The sequence below is a fragment of the Streptomyces sp. NPDC102451 genome (assembly GCF_044765485.1).
GTDB lineage: Bacteria > Actinomycetota > Actinomycetes > Streptomycetales > Streptomycetaceae > Streptomyces.
The window spans coordinates 12084-32237 of sequence record NZ_JBIWKD010000031.1; the positions used below are offsets into that span (position 1 = coordinate 12084).

The 20154-nt window shown below is 70.2% G+C and carries 20 protein-coding genes; 14 read left to right on the forward strand and 6 right to left on the reverse strand.

Annotated elements, in window-relative coordinates; translation table 11 throughout:
- Positions 1–97 precede the first annotated feature (97 nt).
- Positions 98–1621: a hypothetical protein gene (locus ACIRD8_RS36505; protein WP_404001691.1), complete on the forward strand. Its 1524-nt coding sequence runs from the start codon at positions 98–100 to the stop codon at positions 1619–1621.
- Between the two features lie 127 nt (positions 1622–1748).
- On the opposite strand, the gene ACIRD8_RS36510 is transcribed toward ACIRD8_RS36505, so the two are convergent.
- Positions 1749–2129 (reverse strand): MerR family transcriptional regulator, encoded by a 381-nt coding sequence (locus tag ACIRD8_RS36510; protein WP_404001694.1) that lies wholly within the window; start codon positions 2127–2129, stop codon positions 1749–1751.
- A 57-nt stretch (positions 2130–2186) separates the two neighbouring features.
- On the opposite strand from ACIRD8_RS36510, the gene ACIRD8_RS36515 reads away from it, so the two are divergent.
- Positions 2187–2984, forward strand: a complete 798-nt coding sequence (locus tag ACIRD8_RS36515) for an SDR family NAD(P)-dependent oxidoreductase (RefSeq protein ID WP_404001697.1) — start codon at positions 2187–2189, stop codon at positions 2982–2984.
- Positions 2985–3261: 277 nt separating this feature from the next.
- Here the strand turns inward: ACIRD8_RS36515 and ACIRD8_RS36520 are convergent, their stop codons facing one another.
- Complete coding sequence (locus tag ACIRD8_RS36520; protein ID WP_404001700.1) at positions 3262–4602, reverse strand: hypothetical protein; 1341 nt, start codon at positions 4600–4602, stop codon at positions 3262–3264.
- 220 nt (positions 4603–4822) lie between these two features.
- On the opposite strand from ACIRD8_RS36520, the gene ACIRD8_RS36525 reads away from it, so the two are divergent.
- The 7 genes from ACIRD8_RS36525 to ACIRD8_RS36555 all read left to right on the forward strand — a co-directional run bounded on the left by ACIRD8_RS36525 (position 4823) and on the right by ACIRD8_RS36555 (position 10035).
- Positions 4823–5332, forward strand: coding sequence for an ATP-binding protein (locus ACIRD8_RS36525; RefSeq protein WP_404001703.1), 510 nt, complete (start codon positions 4823–4825; stop codon positions 5330–5332).
- On the forward strand, positions 5329–5583 hold the full coding sequence (locus ACIRD8_RS36530) for a DUF6415 family natural product biosynthesis protein (protein ID WP_404001706.1): 255 nt from the start codon (positions 5329–5331) through the stop codon (positions 5581–5583). The genes ACIRD8_RS36525 and ACIRD8_RS36530 overlap by 4 nt, the downstream gene beginning before the upstream one ends.
- Before the next feature lie 95 nt (positions 5584–5678).
- Positions 5679–6359, forward strand: a complete 681-nt coding sequence (locus ACIRD8_RS36535; RefSeq protein WP_404001709.1) for a hypothetical protein — start codon at positions 5679–5681, stop codon at positions 6357–6359.
- A 181-nt stretch (positions 6360–6540) separates the two neighbouring features.
- Positions 6541–7338 carry a hypothetical protein gene (locus ACIRD8_RS36540; RefSeq protein WP_404001711.1) on the forward strand — a complete coding sequence of 266 codons (798 nt, stop codon included), beginning with the start codon at positions 6541–6543 and terminating at the stop codon, positions 7336–7338.
- A 12-nt stretch (positions 7339–7350) separates the two neighbouring features.
- Positions 7351–8892 carry a B12-binding domain-containing radical SAM protein gene (locus tag ACIRD8_RS36545; RefSeq protein ID WP_404001714.1) on the forward strand — a complete coding sequence of 514 codons (1542 nt, stop codon included), beginning with the start codon at positions 7351–7353 and terminating at the stop codon, positions 8890–8892.
- Positions 8893–8920: 28 nt separating this feature from the next.
- The gene (gene tmk, locus ACIRD8_RS36550) at positions 8921–9574 is read left to right on the forward strand and encodes a dTMP kinase (RefSeq protein ID WP_404001717.1); all 654 of its coding nucleotides are present in this window, start codon (positions 8921–8923) and stop codon (positions 9572–9574) included.
- A complete protein-coding gene (locus tag ACIRD8_RS36555) occupies positions 9571–10035 on the forward strand; it encodes an NUDIX domain-containing protein (RefSeq protein ID WP_404001719.1) in 465 nt (154 codons plus the stop codon). Before tmk ends, ACIRD8_RS36555 begins: the two co-directional genes overlap by 4 nt.
- A 579-nt stretch (positions 10036–10614) precedes the next feature.
- Here the strand turns inward: ACIRD8_RS36555 and ACIRD8_RS36560 are convergent.
- The 4 genes from ACIRD8_RS36560 to ACIRD8_RS36575 are packed head-to-tail and all read right to left on the reverse strand — an operon-like array spanning position 10615 to position 14620.
- Positions 10615–12096 carry a sensor histidine kinase gene (locus tag ACIRD8_RS36560; RefSeq protein ID WP_404001722.1) on the reverse strand — a complete coding sequence of 494 codons (1482 nt, stop codon included), beginning with the start codon at positions 12094–12096 and terminating at the stop codon, positions 10615–10617.
- Positions 12093–12791 carry a response regulator transcription factor gene (locus ACIRD8_RS36565; protein WP_404001725.1) on the reverse strand — a complete coding sequence of 233 codons (699 nt, stop codon included), beginning with the start codon at positions 12789–12791 and terminating at the stop codon, positions 12093–12095. Before ACIRD8_RS36565 ends, ACIRD8_RS36560 begins: the two co-directional genes overlap by 4 nt.
- A 33-nt stretch (positions 12792–12824) precedes the next feature.
- Positions 12825–13706 (reverse strand): ABC transporter permease, encoded by an 882-nt coding sequence (locus ACIRD8_RS36570; protein ID WP_404001728.1) that lies wholly within the window; start codon positions 13704–13706, stop codon positions 12825–12827.
- Positions 13706–14620, reverse strand: a complete 915-nt coding sequence (locus tag ACIRD8_RS36575) for an ABC transporter ATP-binding protein (protein WP_404001731.1) — start codon at positions 14618–14620, stop codon at positions 13706–13708. The genes ACIRD8_RS36570 and ACIRD8_RS36575 overlap by 1 nt, the downstream gene beginning before the upstream one ends.
- Before the next feature lie 478 nt (positions 14621–15098).
- Here ACIRD8_RS36575 and ACIRD8_RS36580 point away from each other — a divergent pair, with 478 nt between their 5' ends.
- The 5 genes from ACIRD8_RS36580 to ACIRD8_RS36600 are packed head-to-tail and all read left to right on the forward strand — an operon-like array spanning position 15099 to position 20128.
- On the forward strand, positions 15099–16637 hold the full coding sequence (locus ACIRD8_RS36580; protein ID WP_404001734.1) for a type I-E CRISPR-associated protein Cse1/CasA: 1539 nt from the start codon (positions 15099–15101) through the stop codon (positions 16635–16637).
- On the forward strand, positions 16634–17218 hold the full coding sequence (gene casB / locus ACIRD8_RS36585; protein ID WP_404001737.1) for a type I-E CRISPR-associated protein Cse2/CasB: 585 nt from the start codon (positions 16634–16636) through the stop codon (positions 17216–17218). Before ACIRD8_RS36580 ends, casB begins: the two co-directional genes overlap by 4 nt.
- Positions 17215–18564 carry a type I-E CRISPR-associated protein Cas7/Cse4/CasC gene (locus ACIRD8_RS36590; protein WP_404001740.1) on the forward strand — a complete coding sequence of 450 codons (1350 nt, stop codon included), beginning with the start codon at positions 17215–17217 and terminating at the stop codon, positions 18562–18564. Before casB ends, ACIRD8_RS36590 begins: the two co-directional genes overlap by 4 nt.
- Positions 18561–19409 carry a type I-E CRISPR-associated protein Cas5/CasD gene (gene cas5e / locus ACIRD8_RS36595; protein WP_404001742.1) on the forward strand — a complete coding sequence of 283 codons (849 nt, stop codon included), beginning with the start codon at positions 18561–18563 and terminating at the stop codon, positions 19407–19409. The genes ACIRD8_RS36590 and cas5e overlap by 4 nt, the downstream gene beginning before the upstream one ends.
- Positions 19406–20128 carry a type I-E CRISPR-associated protein Cas6/Cse3/CasE gene (locus ACIRD8_RS36600; protein WP_404001745.1) on the forward strand — a complete coding sequence of 241 codons (723 nt, stop codon included), beginning with the start codon at positions 19406–19408 and terminating at the stop codon, positions 20126–20128. The genes cas5e and ACIRD8_RS36600 overlap by 4 nt, the downstream gene beginning before the upstream one ends.
- The last annotated feature ends 26 nt before the right edge of the window (positions 20129–20154 follow it).

Genomic DNA, 20154 nt, shown 5'->3' on the forward strand with positions numbered 1-20154 from the left:
GCTTCAAGATCAACTCATTGCCCCTTTGACCCGTATCTCGGCGATACCCCTACCTGCGGGCGGCCCCGTTCAGGAGGCGAGGTGGCAGGATGACGCGGTGTCCGACTCTCTGCGTGAACTGTGGCTGCGCGGCATCGCGTTCAATCGGGCGGCGCCCGCCGACGTATTGGTACGCCTGTTGGATCGAGCGACCGGTGAAGCCGGCCTGCTGATGTGCGAGGGTCGTGACCTGCCTGACGCCGTCATCGACGCTGCCCTGCGCCATCCCGACGAAGTCGTCCGCCGCACGCTCGCCCGCAACCGGTACGTCGACCCGGCGCGGCTCGCCCCCTTGGCAACGGACCCGTCGGGGATCGTCCGCGGGTGGCTCGCCGCGGGGCCCCGGCACTGTCTCCGATGGGTCCGGCCGCTGCCGGACGACATCCTCGTGACCCTCCTGACCGCCCAGGACGCGGGCGTGGACGGCAAGGTCACCGTGGACGAGATCATCGGGGGGCTCGACTCGTCCCGGCAGATCCCGCTGTCCTTCTTCCGCTCCATGGCCGGCAGCGAGGACCCCGAACTCCGGATACGGGCCACTTGGCGGTGGGAGTCGCTCACCCCGGCCCAGCGGGCGGGGCTGCTCGACGATCCGGACCCCGCGGTCCGTGAAGCGGCGCACGACAGGAACTGGCGGTTGGACCCGGAACGGGTGGAGGCCATGCTGCCGTCCTTCGGCTCGCGCAACCGATTCGTGTTCGACACGTGTGCTCTGTCCCCCGCGCTCGTCGAGCAGTGCTTCACGGACGGCACGGTGCTCCCCATGGCCCGGAACCCGAACACCCCCGCCTACGCCCTCACCCGTCTCGCCCGCCACCCTGACGCGGAGATCCGCGCGTCGGTCGCCGCCCGGCCCGACGTAGGAGCGGACCTGGTGGCGGAGTTGATGCAGGACCCGGACGAGTACGTGCGGATGTGCGCGCGCCTCCACCCCTTCCCCCGCACCTGGGCGGAGTACTGGGCGATCGATCAGGTCCTCGGGCACGGCCCTGACTGCACCTGCCCGATCGGCGAGCCGTTCATCAGGTCGCATATTGAGCCGGACGTCGGGCCGTCACCCGACTGGTTCGCCAGCTGCGCGGTGTCGGATGAACCGGTGCTCCGCCGGGTTGCGGCAAGTTGGCCGGGCCTGTCGGCGGAACTCGCCGAGACGCTCGCGCAGGACGACGACGAGGAGGTGAGGATCCGGCTGGCCTGCCACCACCCGCTGGCTCCGCCGCACCTCCTCCTGGACGTCTTCGTCACACGCCCTGCCCACCGTCCGCACCTGCTGGACCGGCCCGCGTTCCCCCGTACCGGCCGGGCCCACCTCATCGACCACCCGGATCCCGGGGTACGGGCCCTGGCCGCAGCCGATCCCGCCTTGCCCGACCCCCCGTTGGAGGACCCCGACGCGTCGGTGCGCCGGGCGGCGGTCACCAACCCGAGCCTGTCACCGGAAGCCCTGCAGTCCCTCCTCGCCGACCCCCGCACCGCCGAGGGCGCAGCGTCCAACCCGGCCCTCCCCATTACGCGCATGCACGCCCTCCTCGACCACTGCCTGAACGGCACCGCCACCCCGCCGGGGGCCGTCCAGCGCTGACGGACGGCGCTGGCGGACGGCGCTGACGGATGACGCTCACGTAGCGATCACAGGCAACGCCGGAGGCGCCGGGGTCGGTCAGATGGCGTCGGCGAGTTCGTTGAGGCGTCCGCCGTGGAGTCGCGCCCTATCCGTTGCGGCCACCCCGGGAGGTGAGCGCTTCGCCTGCGTGGATGATCGAGCCGAGCATGGTGTGGGCGGCTTGGAGCTGTTCGATGGAGCGGCTCAGGCGCTCGCGTTCATGCTTGAGGTCCTGGGCCATTTCCTCGCAGGTGGGGGCCAGGATGGCTCCCTCGTCGGCCATGCAGGGCAAGACCTCCCGGATCAAGTCGGTGTTCAGGCCGGCAGCGAGCAGGATCCGGATCCGGCGTACGGCGGCTACTTCGGATTCGTCGTACTCGCGGTAGCCGCTGGCTCGCCGCTGCGGTCGCAGTAGCCCCTGCTGCTCGTAGTACCGCAGGCTCCTCGTGCTGACCCCGGCCCGCTTCGACAGTTCGCCGATGAACATGTGACCTCGCCATAGACGTTGACTCTGACATTGACGTCAAGGTCTAACTTAGCCGCCATGACCACGAATCACAGCACCCAGCAGCCCCCGGCCACGGATCCGAAGGCCCTGGCAGGCAAGAAGGCTGTCGTCACCGGCGGCACCATCGGCATGGGCCGAGCCATCGTCCATGCCCTCACCGACCGCGGCGCCGAAGTGATCTACACCGGTCGCAGTGACCAGCGGCTCGCCGAGGCTCAGGCGGCACTCGACACCCCGTTGGCTCACCCGGTGCGCTCCGACGCCACTGACGCCGCTGCCATCGCCGCCCTCGGCGATCAGGTGGCCGACCGCCTCGGCGGCATCGACCACCTGTTCATCAACCAGGGCATCGCAGAGTTCCAGACGCTCGAAGATGTCACAGAGGAATCGTGGGACCGCATATTCGACGTGAACACCAAGGGTGCCTTCTTCACCGTCCAGCGGCTGGCGCCCTTGATGGCCGAAGGCGGCTCCATCGTGTTCACCACCGTCTCCAACGACCAGATCTTCCCCGGTCTCAGCGCCTACTCCGCGGCCAAGGAGGCCGTGGCCGCCTTCACCAAGGTCCTCGCCGCCGAACTGCTTCCCCGCAAGATCCGTGTCAACGCGATTGCCCCGGGCTTCATCCTCACCCCCACCATGGGCGTTGCCGAACTGACCGAGGAGCAGCGCGCCGAGTTCATCGAACAGGGCAACGCCTCCACGCCGATGGGCCGAGGAGGCACCGTGGAAGAGGTCGCCGCCGCGGCGTTGTACCTGGCCGTCGAGGCCACCTTCACCACCGGCCTGGAACTGCCCGTGGATGGCGGTTTCGGCCAGGGCCTCGGCGAATGACCGCCCCCACTCGGTAAGCGGCCCCCAACCGAATCCGCTGCGCCGGAGCAAACCTGTGCAGACCACAACCTGTCTCCCTGCGGCCCGCCCAGCCGGTCGCAGGGAGACAGGAAGGCCGTACGGCGACGGCGTCACCACCGCTCGCCGTCGGTAGGCAGGGCGGTCAGCTCGTTCGACCAGGCTGCGGCGCAGGTCGCCGCGCAGGGCATCCGGACGACCGCCGGTACCGTCGTCCAGCTCGCCCGCACAGCGGCCCCGTGCGGCGGTGCTGCTGTGGCTACGCCGCCTTCTGTGCGGCAACCTGCTGGGCGCGTTCTTCCAGCTCCTGGACTCCCGGGACGCGGCGGTAGGCGGGAAGCGCCTTGAGCATCGTCTTCAAGTGCTCGTCCCCGCGGGCGGACGAGACGGTCACGTGCTCGTCGAGGAACGTTCCCCAGGTCTGGCAGGCGGCTTCGATATGGCGCATCCGGAACTGTCGCTCGGCGATCACCCCGGTGCAGTGGAGGCGTCCTTGCTGCTCCAATGGGGAGCGAACAGCGTTCGAGCGGTGCAGCGACGCGATCGAGCCGTCCTGGTCGCCCAGGTGCCAGCGCACGTGCGCCTCGTGGAAGTAGTAGGCGGCCTGGTCGTATCCGCCGACTGCGTCGCGTCGGTCGTCGGCGCGTGACAGGGCGCTCTCGGCCTCTTTGAGCCAGCCCAGAGCGGTGTGGCGGGCATCGGTCATCGCCGCGGCGGCGGCCTGCTGGCCGCGCAGGAAGGCCACCAGGCGCGGGCCGGCGGAAGGGGCGGCCTCGGCGGCGGCCTCGGCGAGTTCCAGGCCCTTCTTGCCATGGCCAAGGTGCGTTGCCTGCAGGCTCATTCCGCGCAGGGTCCGGCAGTAGGTGAGGTGGTCCTCGGCGGCGCCGGCGAGGTCGAGGGCGCGGAGGTAGTACTTCTGGCCCAGGCCTTGCTGGTCCTCGTACATGGCCATCCAGCCCGTGAGGTACACGAAGTCCGCGACGGCGGCCCGCATGTCACGGGTGACCTTGTCCGTTCCGCCGGCCCGGAGGTAGGGCCCGGCTGTGTTGACGAGGAAGGCCGCCGCCATCGGGCGGGCGTGCCCGGCCCCGACCTGGTCCAGGATGTCGGCGACCTTGTCGGTCATGGTGCGGACGGTCTCCACGTCGGACTGGCCCACGTGCACCGTCCGCCCGGCCGATGCCGCCTCCAGACGCCCTGTCAGGTCCTCGTACCGCGGTACGGCCAGGACCGCGGCGTACATCCCGGTCTTCAGCACCCCCCGGCGTGTGGGGTCCATGTCTGCCCTGCTCAGGTCGATCACTCCCGCCACCATGTCGTGCTTCGCGACCGGCTTCCCCTCGCTCGGCCAGCCGATCTCCTCGCACGTTACGGGCCGTCCGAGCAGCCGCGAGAGCGCTTCGGTCAGGGCAGGGCGCGCTTCGGGCTTCGGCACGGATCCGGCGAGCCAGTGCGAGACGCTGGTCTTGTCGTAGTGCAGGCGGACGCCGAGTTCGCGGCCTGCGGCGTTCACCCGGCGTGCGAGCTGCGCATTTCCGATTCCCCCCGACTGCATCAGGGCCGCAAGAGCTGCATTCGGTGTTCGCGGGCGACGTGCCATCGATGACCCCCTGGTGCGTTCAACCAGTTCAACCGTGCCTCCACTCTGCTCCCTTACCCACTGACGCGTCGGGGAGTTGAGTGATTACAGGCCGTTCGTGAACAGCTCCCGGGCGGCCTTGACGGCCCGGTTCGTCCCGTCGACCCCGTACGGGACGAACCGGGTGACCGGACGACGAAGCGCCTGCGACGCCGCCCCACGACCTGCGGAAGGAATGGGTATGACCGCGACCGCGACCAGCAGTGCGGCCACAGCGCAGCAGGGCCTCAGCAGCGCGTCCTCTGCACGGCGGCCCGGAACCGCCGACCGGGGCCTGGAGTTCTCCATCCCCCGTTCCTCCCGGCCAGGCCTCGCCGGCGCCGACGAGATGTCCGAGGAGGACAGGCTCTGGCCGGGCCGCGTCCGCCGTATCGGCCGGGAACAGCTCTGCAGGTGGAGCCTGGACAGCCTCTGCGAGCCCGTCGAGCTGTGCCTGAGTGAACTGGTCACCAACGCGATGCGGTACGGCCAGGGGCCCGTCGTAGACGTACGGCTGTACCGGACCGCCTCGCACCTCTGCATCGAGGTGGCGGACGGCTCTCCCGACAGGCCCGTCCTCGGCGTGGCCGGCTCCGACGACGAGAGCGGCCGCGGCCTGGTCCTGGTCGACGCCGTCGCGGAATCGTGGGGCGTCACCGAGGACGGCACGTGCACCTGGTGCCGCTTGAGCGTGCTGGAGGAGCAGCCGTGATCGCACACGCTCACGCCGTCCCGCGCGACCCCATGGAGTTACGACGCGTCCTGCAGAAGATGCGCGCGTGGGAGCCGTTCGACGCGGACGCCCTGCTCGACGACGTCGGGGCGGCGCTCGACGACGTACCGGACATGCCGGGAGATCCACGCAGAGCCGTCGGTCACCTCCGCCGCATGGCCTGGACCGTGAACGAACTCCTCAAGCGGCTGCTGGTGACCGGGCAGCTCACGAACGTGGACGTGGCATGAGTACGCATCCCGAACGCCCCACCGATACGCAGAAGCAAAAGCAGCCGCAGACACAGACGCAGACGCAGACGCAGACGAGAGAGACGAACCGCCCTGTGCGCCCCACCATCAGCCCGGCCTTCGTCCCGTACATCACGCAGAGAGTGGGAGAAGAGGCAGCGCCGGACAACCTGGTCCTGGTGCCGTCGAGAGGCAGCCGCGGCCGCGTGGCCCACCGCCTCTTCTACGCCGACGAGGACACGCGCCTCGACCGCGACCTCCGGCAGGTCCTGTGGGCCCGGGTGTCGTTCACGCCGTACGACGAGCGCCGGCGCCCCACAGGCGAGCCCGAGTGGAAGCTCATGCACCCCTTCCGGCAGCGGGTCACGATGGAACGGATGCGCTGCCAGATCTGCGCCGACGCGGCGGTGACGCCCCTGGGGAGCATCTTCCTCGCCGGCCCCGCGGACTACGCGAGCCACGAGGCGCCGCTCCTCACCAACCAGCCTCCCGTGTGCGCACGGCATGTCACAACCGCCGCCGCCCTCTGCCCGCACCTCGGGAAGGATCCCGTCGTGTTCCTGGCCACGAGCGCGCCCGTGTACGGAGTCCTGGGCACGATGTACGGCCTGGTCGACGGCAGGGTCGAGATCGTGGCGCAGCCCAGGGAGCCCCTCCCCTACGGGCACCCGGACCTCCCTACGTTCCTCGCCTCGCAGCTCGTCCGCCGCATGGCCAGGTTCCGCGTCCTCACCGTGAGCGAGTTGCTGCGGGACCTGGCCGAGCTTCCCGGATAGGCCGCCGCCCGGCGCGGGGTAACCCCCTGACCTCGCTCCCCCATCCCCGTAAAGCGTCCTGGAGGGCGCCCATGTCCCGCCGCGTGTGCCAAGTGGCAGTCTTCCTGGCTGCCATCGTTCTCATCGTCGCCGCCGCAGGGTGGTGACGGACACGGCTCAACCGCACCTCCGAGGAGTACCCATGACTGTCCTGACGACCGATCACCCCGCCTGGATCGAGACCGGCTCCGGTCGCGCTCGCGCCGTACGCACGGCCACCGCCCTGTGGGTTCTCTCGTGGGATGGAGACGGTCTGCGGACGCGTTGCGTGGACGGCACCGAGGACGTGAAGCCGAGGTTCGTCACCACCAACCCGGATCGTCTGCCCCGCAGCGTCCCCGAGGGCCTCAGGGCGGGGCTCGACCGCATCGGCGCCTCTCAGCGCCTCGCCAACCCCTGGCTGTGGGACGCGATCACCACGGCGATCCTGCGCCAGGTCGTACGAGCCGGGCAGGCCCGCAAGCTCTACCGGGAATGGTGCAAGGCCTACGGGACCGGGATCAGCAGCCCGTACGGCGATCTCACCACCGCCCCCACGGCGCAGCAGGTCCTCGCCCTGGAGGACGGGCAGTTCGACGGGATCGGAGCGAAGTTCCACCGCAGCGCGCTGCAGGCGGCCGCCGAGCACTACGAGCGGCACGCCGACGACTGGGCCGGCATGAAAGCGCCCGAGCTCGCGGCCGCGCTCACCAGCATCCCCCGTATCGGCCCGTGGACCGCTGCTGCGGCCGCAACCGACTTCACCGGCGACTTCAGCATCTACCCCCACGACGACCTCGCCGTCCGCACCTGGGCCGCGCAGATCGCGCCCCACTACCCCTGGCCGGACAAGAAGGACAAGGCGTTCGGCCCCCTGTGGACCGGCTGGGCCGGTCCGGACCGTACCGCCCTGCACACCCTGACCCTGTCCACGCTCACCTGGGGCTCCCATGCCCGCTGACCTGGAGGACCGATGCCGCAGTTACCCCTTCTTTCGGGTGCCGACCCTGCGCGCTCCCTTGACGCGCTGTTCGTGAACGCGCCGCTGCGGGACTACAGCCGGCGCCCGCGGACCAACGACTACACCCTTCCCGTACTGGGCATGGCGTACATCGCCACGTACGCGCAGAAGGCCGGCTTCAACGTGGGGGTGCTCGACGCCGAGGCCCACGGGCTGGGGATCGTCGAGACCGCCGAACTCGTCAACGCGGCTCGGCCCCGGTGGGCAGCCATGAACCTCCTCGCGCCCACCTACGAGATGTCCGCACGCATCGCGGCCCGCCTCGCCCCCGACATCGCCCTGATGGTCGGGGGGCACCACGCCAAGGCGATGCCCGACCGCATCCTGGCCGACCCGCGCATGGCCAACCTGCGGGCCCTCGTCCTCGGTGAGGGAGAACTACGCGTGGCCGCGCTCCTGGAGGACGAGCAGCGACGCCGTGAACTGCCCGGGGTGCTCTGGCGCGACCGGCTGCTCGGCACCCGGGCCGCCGGTGTCCCCACGGGGAGGCCGGACCCCCGGATGCTCGGCCCGGACATCAACGCCCTGCCGTACGTGAACCGGGCCTTCCTCCCTCAGGACCCCTACCGGGCCGCGCCGACGGAGACGGACCGGCGTGTCGCGGTCAGCCGTGGCACCGACCTGCTGCGGACCGCCGCCCACAGCGGTCACGTGGAGGCGAACATCGTCGGCAGCCGCGGCTGCCCGTACAACTGCACCTTCTGCGGGGCGGCTGTCAGCGCGAACCCCGACCTCTCCATTCGCGTCCGCGCCCCGGAGAACATCATCGGCGAGCTGGACCAGCTGCACGACGAGCACGGGGTGACCGCCTTCCGGTTCGTCGACGACCTGTTCCTCGGCGTGAGCCGGGTCATCGAGGACCAGATGGACGCCTTCACCCGGCACCGGATCGGCGAACGCTACGTGTGGGACGCCACCGGCCGCATCAACGTCCTGAACCGGCTCGACGACCGCGAACTCGACCGTCTCGTGCAGAACGGGTTACGCGAGGTCGCGCTCGGCATCGAGTCCGGCAGTGACCGCATCCTCAAGGCCATGGACAAGCGGATCGACGCCGAGATGACCGAACGGGTCACCCGCCGCCTGGTCGAGCACGGCATCGGCGTGAAGGGGTACTTCATCCTCGGGTTCCCCGGGGAGTCCCACGACGACCTCGCGGCGACCGTCCGCCACATCCGTACCCTCTGGGCCATCGCCGACAGCAACCCGGGAGACGTACGCGCGAGCGTGTTCGAATTCCGGCCGTACCCCGGCACCCCCATCTGGACGACTCTCACCGACGCCGGCCACCACCCCGACGCCCTCCTCGCCTACGGGGACGTCGACCTCACCGGGGAGGGCGCCGACGAGTCCATGCGCCAGCGCGACGAGTTCAACTTCTCGGTCGGCATCCAGTTCGGCGACGTCCCCCTGCGCGAGGTCCGCTCGATCCTCGCCACGCTCACCCGCGAGCAGCATCAGCGCAACCAGAGCGCTCAGGGGGCTGCGGCATGACGGCGGGACGCGCTCAGGGGGTAGCGGCATGACGGCGGGACGCGGGCGGTTCATCACGCTCGACGGCCCCAGTGGCGTCGGAAAGTCCACCACCGTCCAGGCCCTCCACGACGAACTGACGGCTCGCGGCATCCCCGTACGCCGCACCGTGGAACCCACCACCAGCGAACTCGGCCGCTTCATCCGCGCCCACTTCAGCCACATCCGCGGGCACGCCCTGGCCTGCCTGGTCGCGGCCGACCGGTACGAACACGTCGAGCACGAGATCGAGCCCCGGCTGCGCGCCGGCGAAACCGTGGTGACCGACCGGTACCTCGCCTCGACGCTCGTCATGCAGCAGCTCGACGGTGTGCCACTCGCCTTCCTGCTGGCCCTTAACGCGCATGTCCTGATGCCGGACCTGGCCGTCATCCTGACCGCGGAACCCGGCCTCATCGCCGAACGAATCGCATCGCGCGGCCCCCACAACCGCTTCCACCGCGACCCGACCGCGCCCGGCCGCGAGGTCGTCCTCTACGAACAGACGGCCCGGACGCTGATGACGGCCGACGTGAAGGTGCTCGTCGTGGACACCGGTGAAGCCACCCCTACGGAGGTTGCTGCCACAATCGCCGACGCGATCCCCGATTCGTCGATAGCGTCGGCTGCCACACCGCAGTCGACACCATCCCAGGGACCATGACACCGGAACCACTGGCTGAACCCGTCATCGACACCCACGTCATCCTGCGCGAAGGCGACAAGCTGCTCTTCTCCCAGCGCGGCGGCCCCTACGGCTACGGCCGCTGGCACATGCCGTCCGGCAAGCTCGACCAGGGCGAGCCCCTGCGAGCCGGGGCGGCCCGTGAGCTGCTGGAGGAGACCGGCGTGACGGTCGACCCCGAGCACCTGCGGATGGTGCACGTCGTGCACCACAGGCAGAGCGGCGAGGTCGAGCGCATCGGCTTCTTCTTCGAGGCCACCCGGTGGAGCGGGGAGCCGGTCAACAGGGAGCCGGAGAAGTGCCTGGTCCTCGAGTGGTTCAGCGTGCACGAGCTGCCGGAGGACATCATCGAGTACCCGGAGGCGGGGCTGCTCGCGTACCTGGAAGGCGATGGGGCCTTGACCGAACACGGCTGGGAGTCGCCGACCCGACAAGGCTGAACCGACGGCTGCGCCTCGGCAGGATCGTGAGTTCCAGTGGTCGCTGCGACACCCCAGTTGAAGGGGTGCGTGCCGTGGACTTCGACGGCGAGTACGCCGCCATGGGGCCATCCCCGCGGGCGCGCGGGGAGCACGTCGTGTCCGCCGTCTCCTCGTTCTCCCCGGGGGGACCATCCCCGCAGGCGCGGGGAACACTCGGTCGGTCGGGCAGGCTCCGCCGTACCCGGGGGGCCATCCCCGCGTGTGCAGGGAGCACTGCAGTGCCTTCGCCGTGCCGCTGGGCGAAGCAGGGACATCCCCGCGTGTGCGGGGAGCACTCGTCCCGCTTCAGGGTGGCGGTGCAAAGCCGGGGACCATCCCCGCGGCGCGGGGAGCACATCACCTTACTCGCCCTGCTCTTCATCGCCCTGGGGCCATCCCCGCGGTTGCGGGGAACTCGATCCGCTCGCCCTTGTGTACACCACGCTCGGGTCCATCCCCGGGTCGCGGGGAGCGCTGGCACACACTACCGAGCGCGCCGCGGCGCGGGCAGCCGCTCTCGCCCATGGCCGTGCGGTTCATGCACAGCCGACGCGCCTGTCAGACGCCGGGGGGCTCGGTGTGCAGTGGGAGCAGGATGCGGAAGGTGGCCCCCTGGCCGGGGGCGGTGTGCACTTCTACGCGGCCGCCATGGACGGTGACCAGGGAGTGGACGATGGACAGGCCCAAGCCGGCGCCACCGGTCTGGGTCCGGCCGCGGGCCGTGTCGGCGCGATAGAAGCGGTCGAAGACGCGGGCAGCCTGCTCAGCGGTCATCCCCGGCCCCTGGTCGCACAGTTCGAGGACAGCTTGTCCTCCTTGTACCCCCACACCGATTCGTACCGGGCTGCCTGCCGGGGTGTGGGCGATGGCGTTGCCGACCAGGTTGGACATGACCTGGCGAAGCCTCGCCTCGTCCCCCAGGACGGGAGCGCCGCCCGGTGGACCGCCGTCCGGCCCGGTCAGGACGACGGACCGATCGGGATCGAGGGCCCTCAGGTCGCGCAGGGCGTCGGCAGCCAGTGTGCGCAGGTCCATGGGGGTGAGCTGGAGGGTTTGAACCGCTGCGGCACCGCGCTCGTCGAACCGGGCGAGGAGCAGCAGTTCTTCCACCAGGTCGACCAGCCTCCCGGCCTCGCGCTCCATGCGGCTCATCGCGCCGTCCACGTCGGTCCGCGCAGGCATACCGCCCATCCGGTACAGCTCGGTAAAGCCCTTGATACCCGCCAGTGGTGTACGCAGTTCATGGCTGACGTCAGCAATGAAGCGGCGCATGCTGCGCTCGGCATCAGCGCGTACGGCGTCACCGGCCTCGATACGGTCGAGCATGGTGTTGAGCGAGGCGGACAGACTGCCGAGCTCGGTGCCGGGAGCGGCCAGTTCCGGCACTCGGCTGGACAGGTCCCCCGCAGCGATCGCGGCCGCTGTCGTCTCGACCCGGCGGAGCGGTCTCAGCCCGGCCCGCACGGCGAACCAGCCGGCTACGCCCAGCAGCCCCATGACGGCCACGTCGATCAGCAGCACACGACCGCTGAGCCGGCGCATGGAGGCATCCACCTCGCTGAGCGATCCGGCCGCGACCACGCTGCCCGCAGGCTGGCCCGACCCGTTCGGGAGGGCAACGGCCCGCCACTCCTCATCGCCCGCGACGGAACCGACGGAGAAGGGCTCGCCGTCATGCTCGGCGACCGCCGCAGTATCGAGACGGGGCAGTGCGGGCGGTGCTCCCCCAGCAGGCCGGATCACACGCGCGACATGTCCGTCGGGGCCCAGGCGGGCCGCGTAGACGTCCCGGATTCCCTGCTGTTCCACGGTGTTACGTATCTGCTTCTCCCCGACCAGACCCTGGAGGTCGGGCAGGCGTTGGGCCACCACGGCGGCGCTGTGGATGCGCTCATCCAACTGCTGAACGAGCGTGCGCCGGAGCTGGTCGATGACCAGGCCCGTACTGCCGAGCAGCGCGGCGACCAACAGCGCCAGCGTGAGTGCCAGCAGCCTGGCGCGCAGGGAGAGCCGCCGGCTGCGGGGGACGTGTGGGGTCACTGCAGTGGCCTGCGCAGCATGTAGCCGGTGCCGCGCACCGTGTGGATCAGCTTGGGTTCCCTGGTGTCCATCTTGCGGCGCAGATAGCTGACGTAGGAGGCGACGATGCTGTCGTCCCCGCCGAAGTCGTACTGCCATACGAGGTCCAGGAGCTGTTCCTTGGACAGCACTTGCCCCGCGTGCTCCATCAGCACGCGCAGCAGACTGAACTCGGTGGGGGACAACGTGACCGTTTCCCCTGCACGGGTCACCTGGCGGCTCTCCGGGTCCAGCGTGAGGTCACCGACGACGAGTCGGCCGTCCGGCTGCTGGCCGCTGACGCGCCGCAGGATGGCGCGGATACGGAGGATGAGTTCTTCCAGGTTGAACGGCTTGGTGACGTAGTCGTCACCACCGACCGTCAGCCCGTTGATCCGGTCCTCGGCCGCATCGCGTGCGGTGAGGAACAGCACGGGTGGAGGACCGGTCGTCGGGGTCGGCAGATCCTGCCGTAGCCGCCGCGCGACTTCGAAGCCGTCGAAATCCGGCAGCATCACGTCGAGGATGATCAGGTCGGGTCGCACCTGCTGCACTGCGGCCAGTGCCTCGGTTCCGGTCGTGACCGGCGTGACTGCGAAGCCGACCAGGCGCAGGCTCGCGGAGAGCAGTTCGCGCAGCGTGGTGTCGTCCTCTACCACCAGGAGGTGTTCTGTCATGGCCGTTCCGTCCTGATCGTTTTGCTCATCCTGCTATGCGTCCCGCTTGCGGAACGTAAGAAACGCGGCCGTCAGCAGGAGCACGACGCATCCCGCCATCACCGCGAGACCGGGCCAGGGGTGAAGCAGCGCCGGGTCCTGGTGACCGGTCATGATCTGACCGCCGGCGGAGGGCGGCCAGTATTTCCCTGTCCACTCCGACAAGGGTCCGGGAAAGGCGGGACCGAACGCCGGAACGATCAGAAAGGCGGCGAACAAGGTCGTCACCGTGCCCGTAGTGGAACGGATCATCGTGCCCACGGCGAGTCCCAGGAGCGAGGCCAGCGCGAGGAAGAGGGCGCCACCGAGGATGGCACGCCACACTGAGGGGTCCGAAAGCACCAGGTGCGGCGCTCCCCCGCCCTTGAGTGCCGCCTGCCCGGCGAGAAACCCGACGAACGTGAACAGCAGTCCGGTCAGGAAGGCGACCACGGCGAGAACGGCGGCCTTGGCCGCAAGGACCCGGCCCCGGTGCGGGACCGCAGTCAGCGTGCTGACAACCGTCCGGCTGCCGTACTCAGCTGTGATGACCATGCCACCCAGGAGGGCGATGGCGACCTGGGCCATCATGTAACCCCTCAGGCTGAGGGCCAAGGGGTCGAAGGCGAGCTTGTCCGCGGTCGTCATGGCGGCGAATTCGTCCCCGGCGGAGGAGCCCACCAAGGTGGCGATGCCCGCTCCGATGACGAGGGTGCCGAGGACGACGTACAGCGTCGACCGCATCGTACGAATCTTGATCCACTCGGCCCGCAGGGAGTTCCTGAAGGTGGCCCGGCCCACGCGCTGACCTCGGTCCGGCTTGGACGGCCCGCTGGTCGCCCACGCCAGGGAGGTGCGCGGCGTACGGGTGCGCGTACTGCTCTCAGTGGTGGCCATCAGGCGGCTTCCTTGTCTGCCGAGTACTCGACGCTGTCTTGGGTGAGTGCCATGAAGGCGTCTTCGAGAGAGGTCTGCCTGTGGGCCAGCTCGTGCAGCTCCACGCCGCCGGCAGCCGCAAGGGCACCGATCCGGGAAGCGTCGAGTCCGGCCACGACCAGACGGTTCTCACCGACGGCCCGGACGGCCGCGCCCGCACCGGTCAGCCGCTGACCGAACGACTCGGCATGCGGGCTGCGAACGACGACCTCGCGCCCGGAGTGCTCGGTGATGAAATCGGCCATGCTGGTATCAGCGATCAGCCGCCCGCGGCCGATGACGACGAGATGGTCGGCGGTGAGTTCGATCTCGCTCATCAGATGGCTGGACATGAGCACGGCCCGTCCCTCGCCCGCCATACGCCGCATGAGCCCTCGTATCCAGACGATGCCTTCCGGGTCGAGCCCGTTGAGCGGTTCGTCCAGTACCAGCACCGGCGGGTCCCCCAGCAGGGCAGCAGCGATACCGAGCCGCTGCTTCATCCCCAAGGAATAGGTTCCGGCCGCTCTCCGGGCCACTCCGGCGAGCCCCACCTCTTCCAGAACGGCGTCGACGCGGCCGCGAGCAAGCCCATTGCTCGCCGCGAGCGCCAGGAGATGGTGGTAGGCACTGCGGCTGGGCAGCACCGCGCCGGCGTCGAGGAGAGCGCCGATGGCCTCCAGTGGCGCGGGCTGCGTGGCCATCGGGCGACCGTTGACCGTGGCAGAGCCGCAGGTGGGTGCGTCCAGGCCCAGAACCATGCGCATGGTGGTCGACTTCCCTGCCCCGTTCGGCCCCAGGAAGCCCGTGACTTCCCCGGAACGAACCGTGAAGCTCAGGTCGTCGACGGCCAGCACCTCACCGTAACGCTTGGTGAGCCCCTGCACTTCGATCATCGGTGCCTCCAGAGTCCTGCTCCACGGCACGCACCCCTGCGGTACGTCCGGGACCTAGCCTGGCGTCGGGATATGCACCCAGTTCCGTGATTCTGTACGCCTGATGTGAGGCGGAACATCGGAGCCTCCGCACATGGCCAGGTCAGAGTCGGTCGTCGGCTCGGGAGGGGGCATCCCTACGTCAGGACTCACACGAAGCTCACAGAAACGGCAGGGCCAAGGCCCCGCGGAAGGCCGAGCGGGTGGGACTGCACGAGTTCGCAGCGCACGTTGCCCCTCAACTGCACGTACACGCAGCGTTTTTGAAGATTCTCCGAATCGGTCGTTCCTGGGACTTCGGGCTGCTAGCGTCCTGTCTCGTTCGAGCAGGCAACCGTTATGAGCAAGGGGGAGACGAAGGAGCGTGGCTGGATCAAGTGCCTTGCGTGACGGGGACATAGGCCCCCGATGGGATCCCCGGGAATCCCCCTGTGTCCCGGTGCTGACCCTCGACGACCGGCTCGTCGATCTGAGCCTGGTGGAGCTGCTCCACGATGCCGATTCCGTGCGGAGCCTGGAAGGCGGCACGCCGGGAGAGAAGGTCGCGGTCATCGAGTTCCTGCTGGCCATCTGCTACGCCTCCGGCACGTATCCGAAGACGGCTGCGCAGTGGCCTGCCTGGGTGGATCAGAAGGACGCGCTCCGGCCCGCTGCCGAGTGGCTCGCCCAGCGCCCCGAGGACGAGGTCTGGGACCTCTTCCATCCCGCGGAGCCCCTCGGACAGAACGCCCTGCTCGCGCCGTTCCTCGACGAGCACGGGGCAGGGCCGGCGCAGCTGGTGATCGAGCGGGTCGGGGACTACAACCAGTTCTTCGACCACCACCACCTGGAGCATCCCGACCCGCTCCCCGCCGCCCAGGCGTTCCGGGCCATGCTCACCCAGCACGTGTACGGTCCGGCCGGACGCGCCAGGATCTCCGGCAAGGAGACACTCGGCGCCACCATCACCAACCTCGCCGCCACCCGCCTCGGCACCCGGATCCGGGTCATCGCGCTCGGGGACAGCCTCGGCGAGACGCTGCGCCTCAACCTGGCTCCGGTCTCCGGGCCTCCGGGAGAGCTGAACCGCACCTGGACCGTCGGCCAGGAACGTCGGGGGTTCAAGGCCAAACCGAGCGGCCGCCCGGTCACCGGCCCGGCCGACCTGCACAGCTGTCTCGGCCGGTCGATCCTGCTCCGTCCGACCCGTACAGGGGATCACGTGGACCGCGTGCTCCTCGGCGCGGGTGAGCTGCTCGCGCTGACGAATGAGCACCTGCAGGACGCCGTGTACGCCAAGAGGGCCGACGGGACCAGCAAGCCGCTGTGGGCTTCCGCGACCCGCGCCGTCTGGCGGCAGGCCCATGCCCTCTACGCGGCCGTCGCCGAGGCACGCTCCGAAGCCGGCGGCAACGACGGGGCCACCCTGTATCGGAGACTCGCCCTCTTCCCGCCCGAGAACGTCGCTCCTGAGCCCGGCCAGCAGCCCGCGCGACGCATCGACCTGTGGACGGTCGGGCTCGTGGCCAAACAGACCACGGCCATCGCCTGGGTCGACGGAACCTTCCCGTTCGCCCCCGGCCTGGAGGCCAGGTTGTACATGGCCTCCTCCCGCGGTTCGGACATCGCGGAGTTCGTGGCCTCCGCTCTGTCGAAGGCGGCGTACGCGGCCTGGGCCGTGGCGTACCCGAACCCCAAGCCGGCCGACAAGACGAGTCAGATCGCGCGCTTCGACGCCCGTGGCCAGCACTGGGCGGCAACGCGGGAGTCCTTCGACCTGCTGATGGAGGAGACCACGCTGGGAGAGGACGTCCAGGCCTCCCTCCACGAGTACGCGGCCACCGTCGCCACCACCGCCCGCAGGTTCCTCGCCGAATGCCTGGACCCGCTGCCGAGGAACTCGCAAGGGGCGAAGGCCCGGGCCGCCGCTCTGAGGCGGTTCGACGACGAGTTGGCCACGCCGAAGGCCCCGGCCGAACTCCGAGGAGAGACTTCATGACCACCACCACCGGCAAAGGCCCCGGTCCCAGTGAAAGCAGCGCCGCGCTCACGGCCTGGCTCGCCAGCCTCGTCCACAACCACGACAGTGCGAGCCTCGCCGAGCTCCGGCGTCCCCGCGTCCTTCGGGAGCCCCATTTCCGTGCCCTCTGGTACAGCCCCACCGAGGCCCAACGGGAGGTCTACGGCCAGGTCGCCTTCCTGTTCGCCGTCTACCACCAAGGACGGTCGAAGCCGGCCTTCGGATACGGCAGTCTCGGTGAGGCCGCCCGCCGCATCGGCAGTGAATCCCAACGCGGGCCGGCCAACCCGGGCGCAGCTCGTCTGGTCGACCGCATCGTGTCCAGCCGCCGCATCCCCTGGCGGCATCTGCAACACGCCGTCGCCCGCCTGCGGGCCTGCGACCAGCAGCCGCCGTCCTGGGCCCGGCTCGTCGACGACCTGAACCGGTGGCACGACCGCAGAGCCCGCGTTGCGTACGAGTGGGGTGAGGCCTTCCACATGCCTCCCGCCCGCACCACCGCTGAGCGACCCGCCTCCTCGACTGCCGCCGCCTCCCTCCAGAAGGAGACCACCACGTGACCAGCAACGCCGCGCCCAACGGCAGCCAGTTCCTCTCCCTGCACCTCCTGGAGACCCTGGTGGCCGTCCTCCCGGTGCGTGACGAGAACGGGTCGCCGAAGTCGATCGTCTACGGCGGCACCGAACGCCACATGATCACCAGTCAGGCTCGGCGCAGGGCCGAGCGCGTCCACACCCGGAACCGGGCCAATGCGGGCATCGGCGCCCTTGCCGGCCGCAGCACCGGTGTCCGGACCCGTGAATGGGCGCTGATCACCGCCCGTGCACTCACCTCCGAGCACGGCTGGGAGGCGGACGAAGCCGTCCGCACCGCACGCGCCGTCATCGAAGCCACCGGCCTGAAGTTCGGGGAGCCCAGCAAGAAGACCGTCGCCAACCTGACCAAGGTGCTGCTGTTCGCCCCCGCGGACGCGGGCAGCCGCATTGCCGCGCACATCGACGAGCAGGCCGAGACGGTCCGCACGTGGACCGAGGAGTACGTGGCAGCGCAGACGGCCGCGGCCGCGACCAAGGGGAAGAAGGGCGCCCGGAAGAACGGCGCGCAGGAAGAGCCGAACGCGGACGAGGCCACCGCGTCCGATGCCAAGCTGCCCGCGGTGCCGGGGGCGACCCGCGCAGCGGTCCTCACCGCGCTCGCCCCGCGCGACGCCATCGACATCGCCCTGTACGGACGCTTCCTCGCCGAGATCGCGGACTCCCCGAACGTCGACGGCGCCGTCCAGAGCAGCCATGCCTTCACCGTGCACGAGGCGGAGCAGGTCGACGACTTCTACGCGGCGGCCGACGACGCGAAGCTCGACCGCAAGAAGAACGCGCTGGATTTCCTCGACGCGGCGGACGACGCCGGTGCCGGCATGACCGGCTACCAGTCCCTGATCACCGGCACCTTCTACCGGCACGCGGTCCTCGACCGCCTGCAGCTGCGCAGGAACCTCCAGGCGGCCGGGATGACCGCTCAGGAAGCCGAGGAGGCGTCCGTCGCGGCCGAGGCGGAGTTCGTCACCGCCTTCGTCGACGCCTTCCCCGAAGCGAAGAAGAACTCGACGGCCTCCACCGGCTCGCTGCCCGCTCTGGTGCTCGCCTTCGAGGGCGAGCGCCCGTACAACTACGCGGCTGCCTTCCAGGCCCCCATCGACGAGAACCCTCTCGACAAGGACGGCGAGGGGCCCGCCGGTCCGGCCGCGGTCAGGCGGCTGCTGAAGCACCACGCGTTCGTCAGCCGGCGCCGGCCCGACATCCGGGCCGGGCGCGTCCTCACGTACGACCCGCAGATCGACGAACTCCTCGGCACCCTGGAGGACACCGGCGCCGTGACCGTGGCCTCCGCCGGGGAGCTGACGGCGTGACCACGCAGGTTCTGCTCGTGCGGCTCGCCGCCCCCTTGCAGTCCTGGGGAGTGGCGAGCCGGTTCGCCCACCGCGACACACACGTCCGCCCCACCAAGTCGGCGGTCATCGGCCTGTGTGCGGCGGCCCTCGGCCGGGACCGGACCGACCCCGTGGACGACCTCGCCGCGCTCGTCTTCGGTGTGCGCGCCGACCACCCGGGTACGCCGGTGCGCGACTACCACACGGTCGGCGCCGGCCGGTTCCCGTTGCGGCCGCGGGACGTCATCACCGACCACCGGCGTGCTGCGGCCGTCGCCGCGAGCATGGCAGCGGCTGACGGGCCGGGCTTCGGACACCACGAGCTGGCCGGCTGGTACGGGGCGCCGAAGAAGATCACGGCCGACCCGGTGTCCGGGGCTCTCGTCTCGGCCGAGCTGTCGCGCTCGGCGATGATCACGGAGCGCTGGTATCTGTCGGACGCGGCGTTCGTCGTCGGGCTCCAGCACGAGGACCGGGCTCTGCTGGAGGAAATCGCGTACGCCCTGGAGCACCCGAAGCGGCTGCTGTGGCTCGGCCGGAAGTCCTGCCCGCCCTCCGGGACCCTGGCCGCGGAGATCCTGCCCGGCACGATCGCCACCGCGTTCGCCGCCAAACTCCTGCTCCCCGGCCCGGACGGACCCGACACCTCGGGCCGGCGTCCCTGGGCCTGGGTCCAGGCGCCGTCGGGCACTCGCGGTGCGTTGCAGGTGAACGATCAGCCGGTCAGCTTCGATCCGGCCCGCCGGGCTCACGTGACGCGCTGGGAGACCCGTACGCGCATCACCATCGCACCGACCGCAACCGGATGGGACATCATCCCGTGAACAGCACACGGGCCTCGACGGCCCGCTTCGTCGCCACGCACTCCGTACTCTCGCTGAACGCCCGGCACCCTCTGGTCGCCAAGTCCCTGGTCGACGCCCAGGAGATGCACCGCACCGTCATGAGCGGCTTCCGGGGCTGGGTCGAGGACGGCGACCCCGAGGCGCGCGCCCAGATGGGTGTCCTGTCGACGTGGTCGGTGGACCTGAAGGCGGCGGCCCTCGTCCTGGTCGTGCAGTCCAGGATCCCGGGTGACTGGGCCCGTATACCGCGCGAGGCCTTCACCGCCGCCCCGCACCTCATCACCGTCGACCGCACCTTCAAAGCGGGCGAAGTCTTCGGCTTCCGCACGGTCGTCAACCCGACCCGCAGCAGGCCGTCGGGTAAACCCGCCTCGGAGAAGGCGCGTGGCGTACGGACCGCTCACACCACGCCGGAGCACGTGAAGGGGTGGTTCGCACGGCGTCTCCAGGCCGATGGGGACCCGGCGAACGCCGAGGACGGCGTCGCCCGCATCGGCGCCACCGCCGACCCCGACACCCTGGGGATCCGCATGCTGCCGACGGTCTCGAGCGCCCACCGCAGCAAGCCGGTCCGAATCGGCCGCGCCGAGATCCGCGGCTCCCTGACCGTCACCGACCCGGAAACCCTGGTGGGGGTCCTGTCGAACGGCCTCGGCCGTGCCCGCGCCTACAGCTGCGGACTGGTGCTGGCCCGCTGAGGGCAACATGCGTTGCCCTCAGCACG